Source organism: Myroides sp. C15-4 (assembly GCF_050522745.1).
GTDB lineage: Bacteria > Bacteroidota > Bacteroidia > Flavobacteriales > Flavobacteriaceae > Flavobacterium.
Map to the genome: position 1 here is coordinate 28,442 of NZ_JBMVQX010000005.1, position 16,194 is coordinate 44,635.

Annotated in this window: 12 protein-coding genes; 5 read left to right on the forward strand and 7 right to left on the reverse strand. The window is 38.7% G+C overall.

The window, feature by feature from the left end; genetic code table 11:
- Window positions 1-28: 28 nt before the first annotated feature.
- Entirely contained in the window at window positions 29-853 is an 825-nt protein-coding gene (locus ACPDHL_RS03565; protein ID WP_430531432.1) for a DUF4349 domain-containing protein, read from the reverse strand.
- Between the two features lie 199 nt (window positions 854-1,052).
- Between ACPDHL_RS03565 and ACPDHL_RS03570 the strand changes: the two genes are divergently transcribed.
- Window positions 1,053-2,171, forward strand: a complete 1,119-nt coding sequence (locus tag ACPDHL_RS03570) for a TlpA family protein disulfide reductase (protein WP_430531433.1) — start codon at window positions 1,053-1,055, stop codon at window positions 2,169-2,171.
- Between the two features lie 118 nt (window positions 2,172-2,289).
- Here ACPDHL_RS03570 and ACPDHL_RS03575 read toward each other — a convergent pair whose 3' ends face one another.
- The 4 genes from ACPDHL_RS03575 to ACPDHL_RS03590 all read right to left on the reverse strand — a co-directional run bounded on the left by ACPDHL_RS03575 (window position 2,290) and on the right by ACPDHL_RS03590 (window position 7,997).
- Complete coding sequence (locus tag ACPDHL_RS03575) at window positions 2,290-4,692, reverse strand: aspartate kinase (RefSeq protein WP_430531434.1); 2,403 nt, start codon at window positions 4,690-4,692, stop codon at window positions 2,290-2,292.
- A 12-nt stretch (window positions 4,693-4,704) separates the two neighbouring features.
- Window positions 4,705-5,664, reverse strand: coding sequence for an alpha/beta fold hydrolase (locus tag ACPDHL_RS03580; RefSeq protein ID WP_430531435.1), 960 nt, complete (start codon window positions 5,662-5,664; stop codon window positions 4,705-4,707).
- 37 nt (window positions 5,665-5,701) lie between these two features.
- Window positions 5,702-6,979 (reverse strand): O-acetylhomoserine aminocarboxypropyltransferase/cysteine synthase family protein, encoded by a 1,278-nt coding sequence (locus tag ACPDHL_RS03585; protein ID WP_430531436.1) that lies wholly within the window; start codon window positions 6,977-6,979, stop codon window positions 5,702-5,704.
- Between the two features lie 310 nt (window positions 6,980-7,289).
- Window positions 7,290-7,997, reverse strand: a complete 708-nt coding sequence (locus ACPDHL_RS03590; RefSeq protein WP_430531437.1) for a tRNA1(Val) (adenine(37)-N6)-methyltransferase — start codon at window positions 7,995-7,997, stop codon at window positions 7,290-7,292.
- A gap of 475 nt (window positions 7,998-8,472) precedes the next feature.
- On the opposite strand from ACPDHL_RS03590, the gene ACPDHL_RS03595 reads away from it, so the two are divergent.
- Both ACPDHL_RS03595 and ACPDHL_RS03600 read left to right on the forward strand, forming a co-directional pair.
- Window positions 8,473-8,937: a hypothetical protein gene (locus ACPDHL_RS03595; RefSeq protein WP_430531438.1), complete on the forward strand. Its 465-nt coding sequence runs from the start codon at window positions 8,473-8,475 to the stop codon at window positions 8,935-8,937.
- A 4-nt stretch (window positions 8,938-8,941) separates the two neighbouring features.
- Window positions 8,942-9,142, forward strand: a complete 201-nt coding sequence (locus ACPDHL_RS03600; RefSeq protein ID WP_430531439.1) for a helix-turn-helix transcriptional regulator — start codon at window positions 8,942-8,944, stop codon at window positions 9,140-9,142.
- Window positions 9,143-9,345: 203 nt separating this feature from the next.
- Here ACPDHL_RS03600 and rimM read toward each other — a convergent pair whose 3' ends face one another.
- Both rimM and ACPDHL_RS03610 read right to left on the reverse strand, forming a co-directional pair.
- Window positions 9,346-9,876, reverse strand: a complete 531-nt coding sequence (gene rimM, locus ACPDHL_RS03605) for a ribosome maturation factor RimM (RefSeq protein ID WP_430531440.1) — start codon at window positions 9,874-9,876, stop codon at window positions 9,346-9,348.
- A 12-nt stretch (window positions 9,877-9,888) separates the two neighbouring features.
- Complete coding sequence (locus tag ACPDHL_RS03610; RefSeq protein WP_430531545.1) at window positions 9,889-10,413, reverse strand: 30S ribosomal protein S16; 525 nt, start codon at window positions 10,411-10,413, stop codon at window positions 9,889-9,891.
- A 480-nt stretch (window positions 10,414-10,893) separates the two neighbouring features.
- On the opposite strand from ACPDHL_RS03610, the gene ACPDHL_RS03615 reads away from it, so the two are divergent.
- Together ACPDHL_RS03615 and dnaE are read left to right on the forward strand one after the other, a co-directional pair.
- Window positions 10,894-11,490, forward strand: coding sequence for a DUF6252 family protein (locus ACPDHL_RS03615; RefSeq protein WP_430531441.1), 597 nt, complete (start codon window positions 10,894-10,896; stop codon window positions 11,488-11,490).
- Between the two features lie 117 nt (window positions 11,491-11,607).
- The gene (gene dnaE, locus ACPDHL_RS03620; protein WP_430531442.1) at window positions 11,608-16,143 is read left to right on the forward strand and encodes a DNA polymerase III subunit alpha; all 4,536 of its coding nucleotides are present in this window, start codon (window positions 11,608-11,610) and stop codon (window positions 16,141-16,143) included.
- The last annotated feature ends 51 nt before the right edge of the window (window positions 16,144-16,194 follow it).

Here is a 16,194-nt window from a genome sequence, read left to right on the forward strand (position 1 = left end):
TCGGCTCATTTTTTTGTAATCTATTACTTTACAGTGATTCGTTTGTCTTTCTTTTTTTGCGTTTGATTCCTCTTCTAATCAAGAAAAATATACCTATACTAATGAGGATAAACGGCCAGATGTAGAAAAGCCCTAAGGTAAATGAAACTAAATTGTCCCATCCTGTTTTAAAAGCACCCGTAAAATCAGAACCAACCGAAGTGGTTGAAGGTTGTGTTTCGTAAAAAACGACAGTCAGTGTGCTGTACGCAATGCTACTTTTTAAATAGTTCAATCGCCCTTCATAAGATTCGATATCAGAACGCAGGATTTCGATTTCTTTTTCAATGGACAAGATTTCCTCTATTTTAGTAGCTTTACCCAAGAGCGCCTTATAGCGACTTTCCAGCTCTTTTTTTGTTTGGATACGCGATGCTACGTCTATAAATTCTTCCGTAACATCTAGGGCTTTGATGTCTTGTTGCTCTATGTTTTTGGCTGTGGTAGTAATATCTGTTAACAGGTTTTCAAAATGTGCTGCAGGAATACGCAAGGTTAGGGTATAAACGGAGCGATTTCCGTAGGATTCTGTATTGTCTTGAGATACATACCCTTGGTATTTTGCAATAACAGTAGTAAGTTGTTGACGCGTATCTTTTGCATTTTCAGTTTCAAAGCGAATACTTCCCTCTTTGATAATTTTGCGTTGTATAGCCTGTTGGTCCTCGAGGTTTTTAGCAGGAACAGGATTTGCCTCAGCATGCGCCAAACCTACCGTTGTATCAGCAGCTGAATGCTCATAGTTTTGGTTGCATGCCATAGCAGTAAAAAGAGAAAATCCCCCCAATGCGATAAGTAAAAATCTTTTTTTCATAGCTTCTTTTTTGTGCTTCAAGAACCTCCTTTGTGGATTGTTTTCTTCGGCCTTTAGAGTGATTAAAAATATTAAAAATGAATGAAAGTCAGTTCGTTTTTTTGTAGGAGATACAATTTTTCGTTTAACAAAAATTAAATTGCAGATAGTACAAAAAAGAGTAAATTGCACGACAACCAATGAAATACAGCAGTAAATAATGAAAAAAGCAAGCATTTTATTTTTAACAATCGCCTTTTCCACGCTGAGTTTGGCACAGGAAAAATTACATATTAAAGGAAAACTAAAAGGACTAACAGAAGAAGCTTCCTTGATACTAATAAGTGGAGAGCAACAAATAGAAGTACCCAAAAAAGGAGAAGAATTCGAAGTTGAAATGAAGCTATCAGAAGCGCCAGCGCCTGTGTATTTGGTAGTTAAAGAGGGGCAAGGAGTTAAAAATACACGTTTTTTTCTAGGACATGAAACGGTTGTGATTGAAGGATCTATGGATAATTTTTCTCAAGATATTCAAGCAGTGCCCTCGGAAAACGACAAACTTCGCTACGAGAATTATTTGGCCAGTAAAAGTTTGCGTTTTGAAATCACACAGTTACAACAAGATATGATGGAGCTTTTGCGTCGGGGAGAACAACAAGATCTCGTTTCTGCTTTTTATTATAGCGAGAAAGCGCCTGTAGGAAAAATAACAAAAGTTCTTCGAGAGGTAGATAAAATCGACTATGTATTTATAGAGCAACACATCAATACGGCTTATGGGCGTTCGATGCTTCAGTTTGTGATGAATCGATTTACAGATGAAGAATTACAACACCTATTTGACCTAGTGGATCCTCAGTATAAGGACACAAAAGAAGTGAAATATCTCGATGCCTTGATTCACTATAAAAAACTAGAAGTTGGTGATTCATTTTACGATTTTACCGCTTTGGATCAAGAGGGAAACACGGTTCATTTTCGCGATTTATTTCAAGGAAAACCAGTCTTGTTAGATTTCTCTACGATGAATTGTAGGACTTGTCAAGAAGTCGCTCCTCAAACTGCTCAATTGGCAGAAGAATTAAAAGATCAACTGACTTATGTTACCTATTATGTCGATAATAAAGAGGATATTATGGAGATGTACTATGAGTTAAAAAATAAGAAAGGACTGATGCTTTGGAATAAAGCAGGGCGTTTGGATATTGCCTATGCAAAATATAAAAACTATGGAACACCGAGTTATATTCTGTTCGATGCTCAAGGGATCGTAAGACAGGTTGAGTCTGGCTATGTCGAAGACTTTGAGCAAGAGGTCAAAGCTTGGTTAAAAAAATAAAAAATGTCCAGCAATTGCTGGACATTTTTCGTTGAAATTTAGAATAAACAACAACCAGGATAGACAAATAAAGCAAAGTCACACCTTGGTTAACTATAGAATAAGAATAATTATTTTTTTATTTATCGGCCAAGCGCAGTATATCACCAAACACGCCTCTTGCGGTTACGGATGCACCAGCGCCAGCGCCTTGAATAATAATGGGGTTTTCTCCATAACTCTCGGTATAGATCTCAAAAAGACTATCGGATCCTTGTAACTGTCCTAAAGCAGAATGGCTAGGTACAGCAATCAACTTGGTCTCTAATAGACCTTTATCTTGTTGTAAATCACCAGAGAGTTCGCCTACATAGCGCAATACTGTATGAGGTTGAAGTTCTTTTTTAAGGACTTCGAAGGGTGAGTCTAAGGACGTAAGGTTAGCAAGAAAGTCTGATGTATGTAAAGCTTGTAAGGCAGTTGGAACTAAATTTTGAATTTGGATTTCTTCAAATTCATTTTCTAAATCTAGTTCACGAGCGAGAATTAAAAGCTTTCTCCCTACATCATTGCCTGATAGATCTTCTCTTGGGTCAGGTTCTGTAAATCCTTTGGTAATAGCCTCTTGTAATACTGTACTAAAGGGTTTGTCTTGGACAGAATACTGATTGAAAATATAGCTTAAACTACCTGAAAAAACACCCTTTATTTTGGTAATGTTCTCCCCAGATAAATGCAAGAGTTTGATGGTGTCAATAAGTGGTAATCCAGCGCCAACATTTGTTTCATATAAATATTCTTTGTGGTTGTTTTTTAAGGTTGTACGTAGCTTTTGATAGAAATCATACGAAATTGTATTGGCAATTTTATTGGAGGATATTAGATCAAAACCACCTTCAACCAGGGGAATATAGTTTTGTATAAATCCCTCAGCAGCTGTGTTGTCTATGGCAATAAGATTTTCCAAGTGATGCTGTTCTGCAAAGGCAATTACATCTTGTATGGTGTACGAAACGCCGTGATCTTCGATTGTTTGACGCCAATCTGTCGTAATTTCACCTTCTGTAAGGTATACTTTTTTAGAATTACCGATGGCAAATAGGTGAAGCTCGATGTTTTTCTTTGCCGTAATAGTTGCCGCTGAAGCTAAGATTTGATCAATTAAGGTACCTCCAACCAACCCATGACCAAAGATGGCAAGATTGATTTTTTTGGCAATACCAAAGATCTGTCCATGAATGACGTTTACCGCTTTTTTGGCGTCCTCTTTGCGCACAACCAAGCTGACATTTTTGCCCGTAATCGTATTGTGAAAGAGAATAGGGGTTATTTTATTTTTGACTAAGGCTGCATAAGGTTTGTCAAAGGTACTGAGATCTTGTCCGATGATAGAAATAATGGCGATGTCGGGAACTAGTGCAATTTGATCGACATCTTTGGTGTAAAAATCGGGTTGAAATTCTTTTTTTAAGACTTCAATAGCCTGTGACGCATCTTTTGCATCTACTGTAAAACCCAATCCGCGTTCGGATGAACCTTGAGCAATCACCCCAATACTGATGCCTACATTAGCCAAGGCAGTAAAAATACGGGCATCCACGCCTACAATACCCAACAATCCACGTCCTTCGAGTTGGATTAAGGCTACATCAGACTGTACAGATAAGGATTTGATGCCCTGCTTACTCGGGGTAGAAGAGATCAACGTTCCCTTATTCGTTGGATTTAAGGTGTTTAAGATTCGCAGGGGAATCTTGTTTTCCACCAAAGGTAAAATGGTTTTGGCATGCAAAATAGAAGCACCAAAATGAGCGAGTTCATTGGCCTCATCAAAGTGAAGTTCCTCTATTTTTTGAGCGTTTTTTACCCAGTCGGGATTGGCTGTATAAATACCATCCACATGGGTGTAATTTTGCAATTCAGTAGCGCCCGTAAAATTGGCGAGTAAAGCGGCAGAATAATTACTGCCATTTCTACCCAATGTAGTTGTTTCTCCTCGTTCCGTTACACCGATAAAACCCGTCACCACAGCAAGAACTTCGGGATCTAAACTTTTAAAGTACAACGTTGTTTTGGCTTTGGAAACTTCCTCTTTTACTTGTGCCTGACCGAAAGACGTATCGGTAACAAAAAAATGACGACTGTCAATGGCTACCGCTGGAATGCCTTGCTGTGTTAAGTGATGGGTTAATACTTTACTCGATATTATTTCACCCTGTGCTAGTACGCTATCTTTGATTTTTAAGCTGTAGTCTTCCAAAAGGGATACGCCTTCATATACTTTTTGTAGTAAGGTAAATTCTTCTTCTAAATCAATTCCTACATGATACGATCTTTTCTGAAAGGCGAGAAAAGGTGTGAGATAATCTTCTTGGTTTTTAGCAAGATTTAGTAGAGATTCTAGCGTATCTGTTGTGTCGCCAATGGCAGAAACCACCACAGCAATTTTTCCTTGCGTAGCCTTGTCTTTGATGATGGAAATGACGTTGTCAAATGCTTGCCCTGATGCAAGTGATTTTCCTCCGAACTTTACTATTTTCATTGTATTGTTGATTTAGAATAGGGTTTGTATTCGGTCGTTTAATTGCTCATACTCTAGGAGAAAAGCATCGTGACCGTGTATAGATTGTATTTCTTTGTAGGTGATAGTCGCACCATATTGTGCTAGTTTTTCTACCGTTCGCACCTGTTCCTGTTGGGTAAACATATAGTCCGAATCAATGGCAATAACGGTGATTTGGATGGATGTTTGTCCAGCAAATGTTTGGAGCTGTTTTTCTGTTCGCTCTTGTCCAATCGTTTTTAAAAGATGGGTCATCAGTTGATACGCTTGAAGGTGAAAGCGATTCTTGAGCGATTCTCCGTGGTAATTCAACCAGCATTCAACAGCGTATTTTTCTTGTTCCCGTTGTCTGTTGAATTTTTGAACCATGGATGCGGGTGTGCGATACAATAACATCGCGTGTTTACGCGCATCTTCTAAGGGATGGCTCGAGTGAGCGAGAATGGTTTCTTGTACGTGTACTTGACCAATTAACCAATCCGAAGCCTGTATATTAGTGGCAATTGGAATTAAGTGGGTGATGGCCTTTGGACGTTGTATGGCCATGTCCCAAGCAATGCTTCCGCCCAAGCTTCCGCCAATAACAGCATACAATTGTTTGATTTGCAGTGCATCCAGTCCTTTCCAGAATAAGTCAGCAATGACTGCTGTAGTGAATACGCGATAATTTGACAGCAAATGAGCTGTAGATCCCTCGTATCCATTACCCGGAATATTAAAGGCAATAACGGTATAACGGTTTAAATCAATGACTTGTCCCGATCCAATAAGTGGTTTCCACCATCCGCGATCCCCTGCTACGGTGCTATTTCCTGTCAAGGCGTGATTAACCAAGACAATAGGAGCTTGATGCAAGGGTTGACCAAACACTTCATAACTCAGCCGTAGCGTTTGTTGGGTTTGGTCAGGTAGCTTATAGTCCAATAAAAAAAGGTAGTTCAAGTCGTTCATACAGTATGATTATCCCTTTTTTGAGGGGATAAAGGAATTAGTTTAATGTTTTAAATACGCGTGCTAAATCGTGTTTCAAATCTTCCAATGATTCGATTCCAACAGATAGACGCACCAAATCTGGCGTTACGCCCGTAGCTTTTTGCTCCTCTACTGTGAGTTGTTGATGGGTAGTAGATGCTGGGTGAATCACTAGCGATTTGGTATCACCAATATTAGCTACTAAAGAAAAAAGCTGGGTCTCATCCGCTACTTTTTTCGCTGCTTCGAACCCTTGTTTTAAGCCAAATGTAATGACACCACTCTGCCCTTCAGGAAGGTATTGCTTCGCTAAATTGTGATAAGGACTAGAAGCCAAACCAGGGTAATTGACCCAAGCTACAGCGTCTTGGGTTTCTAGCCATTGAGCTAACCCCAAGGCATTTTCGCTGTGTTTTTTCAGTCGAATAGGTAGCGTTTCTAACCCTTGAATAATTTGAAATGCATTGAATGGACTTAATGCGCCACCCAAATCGCGCAACCCTTCTAAGCGTATTTTTGCAATAAAAGCTGCTTTTCCCAAGGCTTCGTGGTAAATTAAACCGTGATAACCTGCAGCTGGTTCTGTAAATTCTGGGAATTTCCCACTGCTCCAATCAAAAGTTCCCGCATCGATAATCGCTCCACCCAATGCTGTTCCATTACCTGAAATGTATTTAGTCAAGGAGTGAATAACGATATCAGCACCGTGTTCAATTGGACGCAATAACGCTGGAGAAGGCACGGTGTTATCAACGATTAAAGGGATCTTATTCGCTTTAGTAATCCCAGCAAGTTGTTGTAAATCGATGAGGTCCAATTTGGGATTTCCCAAACTCTCTACAAAAATAGCTTTAGTATTTTGTTGTATGTTTTTGCTGAAGTTACTCAAATCAGAAGGGTCTACAAAAGTAGTGTGAATACCCAAACGCGGTAAGGTCACATTAAGTAGGTTGTACGTACCTCCGTATAAGCTGTTGGAAGCCACAAGATGGTCGCCCGCTTTTAATAGGGTTAAAAGGGTTGTACTAATAGCCGAAGCGCCTGATGCGGTTACTACGGCACCAATCCCCCCTTCTAATGCTGCGAGGCGTTGTTCTAAAATATCGTTGGTTGGATTGTTTAATCGCGTATAAATATAAGCGGGTATAGAGAGGTTAAACGCTCCTGCTGCGTGTGCTGCGTTTTCAAAAACATAAGAGGAGGTTTGGTAAATAGGAACAGCTCTAGATCCTGCGGTTTGTGTCACTTGATGCCCAGCGTGTAATGCTTGGGTTGAAAATTTAAAATTGCTCATAACTATAGATTTAATGGGTTGGAAAAAGACATAAAAAAAAGCCCCACCGACTGACCGGTGAGACTCCAACTAATTTATCCTGCTTTATATCAGATTAATTCGTTGACTTCCGGCCATAACAAGGAGCGAACATCATGGTGTTCGTTGTCATACACATCATCATTGAATTAGAATTGAAAATCATGGTTCTTTTTTTTATCTGTGAAAACCAAAACGAAAAATAGAAGTGAACTATCTTCATTTTGATTGTTTTGTTGTAGAGCAAATTTCTGCAAAATAATTCAAATGGCAGTTATAAAAACTTGAAATACTATAATTTTAGATAAAAATTCTGCAATAGGGTGGTGAATTCGGGGGTGTAACAGTGTCTTTTTTCTTCAATTGTCAGTTCATTTAGAGGAATTTTCTCTATGCGCTTTCTTGAAAATGCAAGTAAACTGCGTTTTATCTCACTGCTAGGCGTTCCTTTTACGCGCGTGACCTGCATAGGGTAGATATCAAACTCCGCAGCGAGGTACATGATGCGCTCTTCTTCTTTGGAAGGAATGATCAAACTAAATACGCCATCTTCAGCTAAAAAGTACTCCACTGCTTCGATGAGTAACTCAAAGGGAAGTGCTTCTTGAAAACGCGCTTGATCTCTTTTTTCATCCGGAGTATGGTAATCTTCGCTATAAAAAGGAGGATTGGAGACAATCAGGTCATAGGTTTCATCCATGCCATTTGCAAAATCCTCTAATCCTGCGTGATAGCAGAATAAACGATCCCCCCACGGACTATTCTCAAAGTTTTCGATGGCTTGTTCATGGGCATCGGCATCAATTTCTACCCCATCAATTTGTTCCGCATCGGTGCGTTGGGCAAGCATTAAGGCAATTAATCCTGTACCTGTACCAATATCTAATATTTTAGTTGGGTTGTGGTCTATGGGAGTCCAAGCACCTAAAAGTACACCATCCGTACCTACTTTCATGGCGCATTTGTCTTGGTGTATCGTGAATTGTTTGAATTGAAACATAAGAATACGTGTAATTTTGAAGGTCAAAAGTACAAAAAATACAAAGGTTGATGAGGTAATGTGAATACAGTATAGGTTATTTTTCGATAGAATCACGTGATTTCTATATAGGAATCCTTCGAGTCTTCTTCAAGTCTTCTTCGAGTCTTCTTCGACAAAAAGGCCTTTTTTCCTTGTAATCTCCTAGCATGGTCCAAGTATTGTCGAAGGAAGGTATACGGATACTAGAGAAACAGTAGTATGTAGCCTTTTATTTCGATAAAGAATAACAGGAGGAAAGAACTGAAACTTTGGGAAAGAAGCTGATTAGATGAGTTACTTTAATTTTATTTCAAGAATATCCCAAAGCGTTTACGACACGTATGATCCGAATGAATGCAATCTAAATGTAAAAAATACCGCCCTAAATGTAAAGTATTTCATACATAATGAAAAGTTTTTATTACATTTGAATTCACTTTATAATCAAAAAACGATGGAGACAAAATTTTTATTACCTCACGCTTGTAAGAAGTTTGGTTGGATCTTATTGATCCTGAGTACGCTTGTTTGGTTCTATTTACAACTAACGGGACAAGAGGAACTTCCTTTTTTAGAAACTTCGGTATTTAGTATAGCGGGAAGTTATTTTTTAACGGATAATACGGCTTTTTTCACTGTAATCAAGGCGAATATCACCACTACCTTGATTGGAAGTTTATTTTTAATTGGCGGGTTGGGCGTTGCTTTTTCAAAGGAAAAAATAGAAGATGAATTTATTGCTACATTGCGATTGGAATCGTTTCAATGGTCTTTTTTGATCAACTATATTTTGTTGTTCTTGGCCTTTGTCTTGATCTACGGTTTTGACTTTTTTTATGTCATGATCTACAATATGTTTACCATGTTGATTTTATTTATTTTCCGTTTTCACTATTTAGTAGTGCGCCATAAAAAATAATGCGATGAAGAATACGTTAAAGGTACAACGTGCCATTAAAAATATAACACAAGAAGAATTAGCCACTATTATTTCAGTTACTAGACAAACGATCAATGCCATGGAGAAGAATAAATACGTTCCTTCTACGGTGCTGGCGTTAAAGTTGGCGCGTTACTTTGAGGTAGCTGTGGAGGATTTATTTATGTTAGAGGAAACAGATTAGTCTAGCGCAAATTTGATGAGGTGATAAGAAGATGAGTGGGTGAGAAATCCTACCTCAAACAAATCGAAATTCGAAACGCAGTGTAGATTCATTGATTTTGGTGTTCGATGAATCTTCGATTTGTTTGTTCGAAAACCGCATAAAAAAACACCTTTAAAGAAAAAACGTTCTCTAAAGGTGTTTGATACTATTAACGATAAAAATTAATTACCTAAATACAAGTCCACTAAACCAGCGGGGATATTAAGTATTAATTTTTTGTTTTCTCGATCTACTTCTTCGATAAGTTGATCAATCATGGGCACTAAGATTTCTGTACCTTGGTGATCAATTTCGAATAGGGCTTGGTAATTGCTGTCGTTAATACGCACTAAAGTTCCAACAGAACCCAAGGTGATATCCACTACTTCAAAACCTTCCACTTCGTGATAATAGAACTTATTTCCTTCTAGTTTGGGCAATAAGTTCAGGGGCAAATACAATTCCGATCCAATGAGGCGATCTGCTTCTTCTTCCGAATTACAGTCTTCAAATTTGACTCTTAGGAAATCGTTTTTGTGCAAAAAAGCATCTTCAATAAAAAAAGGAACCAGTTGTCCGTTAAAGTCAACGAACACTGATTCCAAATTTTCGTATAACTCAGGTTCATCTGTGTCTAAATAGACCAAGAGTTCCCCCTTGAAGCTAAATTTTTTTGCGACTTTGCCTAAATAGAAACAATCTGTTTTACGCATATCGCCAAGAAATTATGCTTGAGTTTCTTCGTTGTTTTCTTCAGTTGCTTCTTCAGTTTCTACAGCAGGTGTAGACTCAGCAGCAGCTTTAGCTACGTTAGCAGCAGCGCGTTTAGCGTTAGCTTCTTTTTCAGCAGCGATTTTTTGTGCTTTATCAGCCGCTTTAGAAGATGTTAAACCATCTTTTTTCGCGTTGATTTTGTTTGCTTTCTCTTCTAACCAAGCTGCAAATTTAGCATCTGCTTGCTCTTGAGTTAAAGCACCTTTTTTCACTCCACCTTGTAAGTGGTGTTTCAATAAAGCACCTTTGTAAGAAAGTAATGTTCTAGCAGTATCCGTTGGTTGCGCACCATTGAATAACCATTTAACAGCTGAATCTACATCTAGCTCAACAGTTGCAGGGTTTGTGTTTGGATTGTACGTACCGATTTTCTCTAAGTATTTACCATCTCTTTTAGCGCGTGAATCAGCAGCTACTACCCAGTAAAAAGGTTTTCCTTTTTTACCGTGTCTTTGTAATCTAATTTTTACAGACATAATAATGTGTTTTGTTTGAGGTACCCGACCTCGGTTAAAAATTTGCGCAAAGATACTAACTTTTTTAATTAGTTGAATGAATAAAATAGAAAAAAATAAAATCAAAGCTCCTTGATTATAAAGAAGTTACTGAATGAAAAATAGAAGTAAGGGAGGGTAGGGCTAGGGGGTACTGTGAAAGACAAAGGGTAATTGCTGTATTTGATTCTCAATGTTAGATGCCTTTTAGGTGAATTTTATTGCTTTAAAAAAAGTGATCCCAATAAAGGGAATAGTATATGGGTTGTACAGTTAAAAATTGTATTTTTCTCAAAAGATTCAAGAGAGTGCTACTGCTTACAAAGTCAATGAATTGTAATTATAAGGAAACATAAAAATTAGTTTGTTGTCTAAGTTAAAGTTTTATTAAAAAAATTTTTTTATGAACAATAAAAAATATATTTTTGCGATGTATATATATCACTAATAGGTTAGTATAATATGAGAAAGATAATAGGAATATTTGCTTTGGCTCTAGGATTTATGGCGTGTGAAAATGATGTTAAATTTTCAGATCCTGGTATGCACGCTACGATGACGTTAGAGGCGATAACGGATACAGCTAGAATAAACGGGAATCCTTATAGTCATTTTGCTGAATATAAGCCACAAAGCTTTAAGGCATACGTGGTAAATGATAAGACGTTGATCATTGATGCTAAAACGGATTCTACTCAGTTGAGAATTTATTTGCCAGATTATGAATTTGGTGCAAAATACGAGTTTAACGCAACAGATAATATCAAAGCGGATTATCTGGTATTCAATGACTTTGAGAAGATCAAAGCTTCCTATGCTACTGATGCCTTGTCATTAGTAGGAGAGAAACCAGTAAATCGCCCAGGCTATGTTATCCTTGATTCAGCAGATAAACAAGTTCCAGGAACAATTTCAGGAACGTTTGTGATCAATATGAATGCAAATAAATTACCTGAAAATGAAATAGGACCTGATGGGACCTTAGTGAAGCGCTATGTAGATAGAAAAGCATTCGACGGAGGAGTATTCTATAGAATCCCCTTAGAAAAAGGAAAATAAAGATTTGTAAATTTATTTATATTGAGAAAAGTCGCTTACGAAGTAAGCGGCTTTTTTTGTACCTTTGAAATTGGTACAAATCTTCCCTTTTTTGGGTTAATAAGCTATAAATCAAGTATGTATTTAATTTTTGATACGGAAACCACTGGGCTTCCGAAGAGTTGGTCTGCTCCTTTAACGGATACTGATAACTGGCCGCGTTGTGTGCAAATCGCATGGCAGTTACACGATGATATGGGGCGCCTTGTTGAACATCAAGATTATCTGATTAAACCAAAAGGATACAATATTCCTTATGATTCTGAACGTATTCACGGAATTTCTACAGAATTAGCAGAAGAGCAAGGTATCGATCTGGAAGAAGCCTTGGCTAAATTCAATATTGCCTTGTCTAAAGCTCGTTTTATAGTTGGACAAAATATTGGCTTCGACGTCAATATTATGGGATGTGAGTTCTATCGTATGGGCGTGGATAGTATCCTAACCAAGATGTCTGTATTAGATACGTGTACCGAAGTTACAGCGGAAATGCTGAAACTACCTGGAGGACGTGGAGGACGCTATAAATTGCCTACACTTACAGAATTGCATACCTATTTGTTTGGAGACGCTTTTGCAGAGGCACACAATGCAACCGCTGACGTAGAGGCAACCACGCGTTGTTTTCTAGAGTTGATTAAACGTGGAACTTTCTCTAAAGAAGAACTGCAATGTGATGATACCTACGTTCAACGCTATACGGATTTTAATCCACAGCCCTTTCAACCGGTTGGGTTAAAACACATCAACCTAAAGAAAGCTTCGGATGAAATCAGAGCACGTCTAGCGAAATTACAAGGTAGTGCAACGGAAAAAATATCTTCCGAAGAGCGCTTGAAATTTCAACAAGCAAAATTTGCCCATTTACACGTACATACCCAGTTTTCTGTCTTACAATCCACCATTGGAATTCCCAATTTAGTTAAAAAAGCGGGTGAGATGAATCTCTCAGCTATTGCGATGACGGATCACGGAAATATGATGGGAGCCTTCCACTTTGTAATGGCAGTCAATAACCACAACAAGGGAATCGAAGCGCAAAATAAAGAGCGTTTGACAAATGGAGAGCAACCCTTGCCTTTGCTTACACCTATTGTAGGTTGTGAGTTTTTTGTCAACGAAAATCACCTCGATCGCACCAAAAAAGACAATGGATACCAAGTGGTACTCTTGGCAAAAAATAAAAATGGCTACCACAATTTAGCGAAGATGGCTTCGATCGCTTATACAAATGGATTTTATTATGTGCCCCGTATCGATAAAAGTGTGGTGGAGCAGTATAAAGAAGATGTTATGGTGTTGACTGGAAACTTATTTGGTGAGATTCCAGGTAAGATCCTAAATGTGGGGGAACGTCAAGCAGAAGAAGCCTTGATTTGGTGGAAAGAGCAGTTTGGTGAAGATCTATATGTTGAGCTCATGCGTCACGGTCAAGAAGACGAGAATCGCGTCAATCAAGTGTTGATTGAATTGGCTCGCAAGCACAACATCAAAATGGTAGCCACCAATAACGCTTACTATCTTGATAAAAAAGACGCCAATGCGCACGATATTTTACTGTGCGTAAAGGATGGAGAAAAACAAAGTACACCGATTGGTAGAGGTAGAGGATATCGCTATGGATTACCCAATCAAGAGTACTATTTCAAGTCAGAAGAAGAAATGAAAAAATTGTTTGAGGATGTACCTGAAGCAATTTACAACATACAAGAGATCGTCGATAAAGTAGAACCATTTGTTTTACATCGCGATGTACTACTTCCTAAATTCGACATTCCAGAAGAGTTTCAAGATGCACGTGATTTAGAAGGGGATGGCTCTGGGAAACGAGGGGAAAATAACTATTTAAAATACCTGACCTATGAAGGGGCAAAACGCAGATATCCAGAGGTAACCGAAGCAATACGCGAACGCTTGGATTTTGAGTTGGCTACTATTGAGCGTACGGGATATCCAGGATATTTCTTAATTGTACAAGACTTCATCGCAGCTGCTCGTCAAATGGGAGTCTCTGTAGGACCTGGTCGTGGATCCGCTGCAGGATCTGCTGTAGCGTACTGCTTGGGAATTACCAATTTAGATCCGATTGAGTACGACTTGCTTTTTGAGCGGTTCTTGAACCCAGATCGTGTATCCATGCCCGATATTGATATTGACTTCGATGATGAAGGACGCAGTAAGGTAATGGATTATGTAATCGATAAATACGGATCCAATCAAGTGGCTCAAATTATTACGTATGGTAAGATGGCGACGAAATCAGCTATTCGAGATACAGCTCGTGTATTAGATTTACCGCTTTTTGAAGCCGATCGAATTGCAAAACTCATTCCGGGTATGATGCCTTCTAAATGGAACTTAGCTCGTTTCTTATCTGAAGGAGAAGATGCAATTAAAGGCGTATTGCGCAGTGAGGAATTTGATAAGGTAAAAGAATTGATTGCCTTGGCTAAAGAAGATTCACTAGCAGCTGAGACGATTCAACAGGCCAAAATATTAGAAGGTTCCATGCGAAATACGGGAATTCACGCCTGTGGGGTTATTATTACCCCAGACGATATTACCAAATTCGTTCCTGTAACTGTTGCAAAAGACTCGGACTTATACGTGACCCAGTTTGACAACTCCGTTGCGGAGAGTGCAGGTTTGCTGAAGATGGACTTCTTAGGGTTAAAGACCTTGACCTTGATTAAAGACACCATTAAGTTGGTTAAATATAGAACGGGAATTGATATCGACCCAGATTTAATTCCAATTGATGACGAAAAGACATACGAACTCTTCCAACGAGGGGAAACCATCGGGGTGTTCCAATATGAGTCGGCGGGAATGCAGAAATACATGCGAGAACTAAGACCTACTGTTTTTGCGGATTTGATCGCGATGAATGCCTTGTATCGTCCTGGACCATTGGAGTATATACCATCATTTATTCGCCGTAAAAATGGAGAGGAACCGATTGTTTACGATTTAGATGCTTGTGAGGAATACCTACAAGAAACCTATGGAATTACAGTATACCAAGAGCAGGTGATGTTGTTGTCACAAAAACTAGCGGGATTCACCAAGGGGGAAGCCGACGTTTTGCGTAAGGCTATGGGTAAAAAACAAAAGGATGTCTTGGATAAGATGAAACCTAAGTTTGTGGATCAAGCCGCACAAAAAGGGCATGATCCAGTGGTGTTAGAAAAGATTTGGAAAGACTGGGAAGCGTTTGCATCCTATGCCTTTAATAAATCACACTCGACTTGTTATGCGTGGATTGCCTATCAAACGGCCTATCTGAAAGCGCATTATCCTGCGGAGTATATGGCAGCTGTACTCTCTAATAATATGAATGACATCAAACAAGTGACCTTCTTTATGGAGGAGTGTAAGCGCATGGGATTACACGTATTAGGACCTGATGTCAATGAGTCGTTTTACAAATTTACGGTAAATGATGAATATGCGATTCGATTTGGAATGGGAGCTGTAAAAGGTGTTGGACAAGGAGCTGTAAAGACCATTGTCGATAACCGCGCCACTAGTCGTTATCGCTCGATTTTCGATTTAGCGAAGAAAATTGACCTGCGTGCTGCAAATAAAAAAGCTTTTGAAAACTTGGCTTTAGCTGGCGGTTTCGACTGTTTTGAAAATACACATCGTGCGCAATATTTTTATACCGATCCTACGGATCCCAATACCTTCTTGGAAAAGGCGATTAAATATGGAGCGAAAACACAAGAAAGCGAAAATTCAGCTCAAGTAAGTTTGTTTGGAGATAGCAGTGAAGTACAAATACCAGAACCGTTATTACCTGCTTGTGAAGAATGGAGTACAATGGAAAAACTAGCCAAAGAGAAAGAAGTCGTAGGAATCTATATTTCAGGACACCCACTGGATGATTTCCGCTTTGAATTGAAGAGTTTTTGCAATGTACGCGTAGAGGAACTGGCGCGTCTAGAAAACTTTACTGGTCGTGTTGTGAGTTTTGGAGGGATGATTAGCGATGTACAGTTTAGAACCTCGGCAAAGGGAAAAGATTGGGCTGCTTTTACCATTGAAGGTTATGATGAATCATTTGAGTTTCGCTTGTTCAATGAAGACTTCTTGAAATTTAGGCATTTTCTGTTGACCAATACCTTTGTATTTGTACGCGTACAAGTAAACGAAGGTTGGATCAGAAAAGACACAGGAGAACGAGGCGAGCCGCGCTTGCAGTTCATGGAAATGAAACTATTGCACGAAGTCATTCCTTCTTTTGCCAAACAGCTAGTCGTGCAATTGAATGTGAAAGATTTGAGTGAGAGTAAATTGAATGAAATCAAGGCAACATTAGATAAATACAATGGAGATAAACAGGTTTTCTTTGATATTTATGAGTTGGAAAAAGTGGAGCTAGAAGATGAAATAAAACCAAGACCTATGCTCAATATGCCAATAAATGATGATGGGGAGTTAGGAGAAGAGATGATGGGAGAGGATGCATTGTCATTTGATCTCGAAGAGAAGAAAGAAGAATACAGAATCGTCAATCGCATTGAGATGTCGAGTCGAAATAGTCGCATTACAATTAGTGCGGATCTTCTAGAAGAATTAGAACGTCAACAAGTCATGTTTAAATTGAATTAATTTGACTTGATTGCTTATAAAAAAACGCCTTGCTTCAATAAAGCAAGGCGT

Excerpts from the sequence above, each read along its gene's own strand:
- ACPDHL_RS03595 (WP_430531438.1), top strand. The coding sequence starts at position 8,473 with ATGGAGACAAAATTTTTATTACCTCACGCTTGTAAGAAGTTTGGTTGG.
- ACPDHL_RS03615 (WP_430531441.1), top strand. The coding sequence starts at position 10,894 with ATGAGAAAGATAATAGGAATATTTGCTTTGGCTCTAGGATTTATGGCG.
- ACPDHL_RS03610 (WP_430531545.1), bottom strand. The coding sequence starts at position 10,413 with ATGTCTGTAAAAATTAGATTACAAAGACACGGTAAAAAAGGAAAACCT.
- ACPDHL_RS03580 (WP_430531435.1), bottom strand. The coding sequence starts at position 5,664 with ATGAACGACTTGAACTACCTTTTTTTATTGGACTATAAGCTACCTGAC.
- ACPDHL_RS03565 (WP_430531432.1), bottom strand. The coding sequence starts at position 853 with ATGAAAAAAAGATTTTTACTTATCGCATTGGGGGGATTTTCTCTTTTT.
- ACPDHL_RS03570 (WP_430531433.1), top strand. The coding sequence starts at position 1,053 with ATGAAAAAAGCAAGCATTTTATTTTTAACAATCGCCTTTTCCACGCTG.
- ACPDHL_RS03575 (WP_430531434.1), bottom strand. The coding sequence starts at position 4,692 with ATGAAAATAGTAAAGTTCGGAGGAAAATCACTTGCATCAGGGCAAGCA.
- ACPDHL_RS03585 (WP_430531436.1), bottom strand. The coding sequence starts at position 6,979 with ATGAGCAATTTTAAATTTTCAACCCAAGCATTACACGCTGGGCATCAA.
- ACPDHL_RS03590 (WP_430531437.1), bottom strand. The coding sequence starts at position 7,997 with ATGTTTCAATTCAAACAATTCACGATACACCAAGACAAATGCGCCATG.
- rimM (WP_430531440.1), bottom strand. The coding sequence starts at position 9,876 with ATGCGTAAAACAGATTGTTTCTATTTAGGCAAAGTCGCAAAAAAATTT.
- ACPDHL_RS03600 (WP_430531439.1), top strand. The coding sequence starts at position 8,942 with ATGAAGAATACGTTAAAGGTACAACGTGCCATTAAAAATATAACACAA.
- dnaE (WP_430531442.1), top strand. The coding sequence starts at position 11,608 with ATGTATTTAATTTTTGATACGGAAACCACTGGGCTTCCGAAGAGTTGG.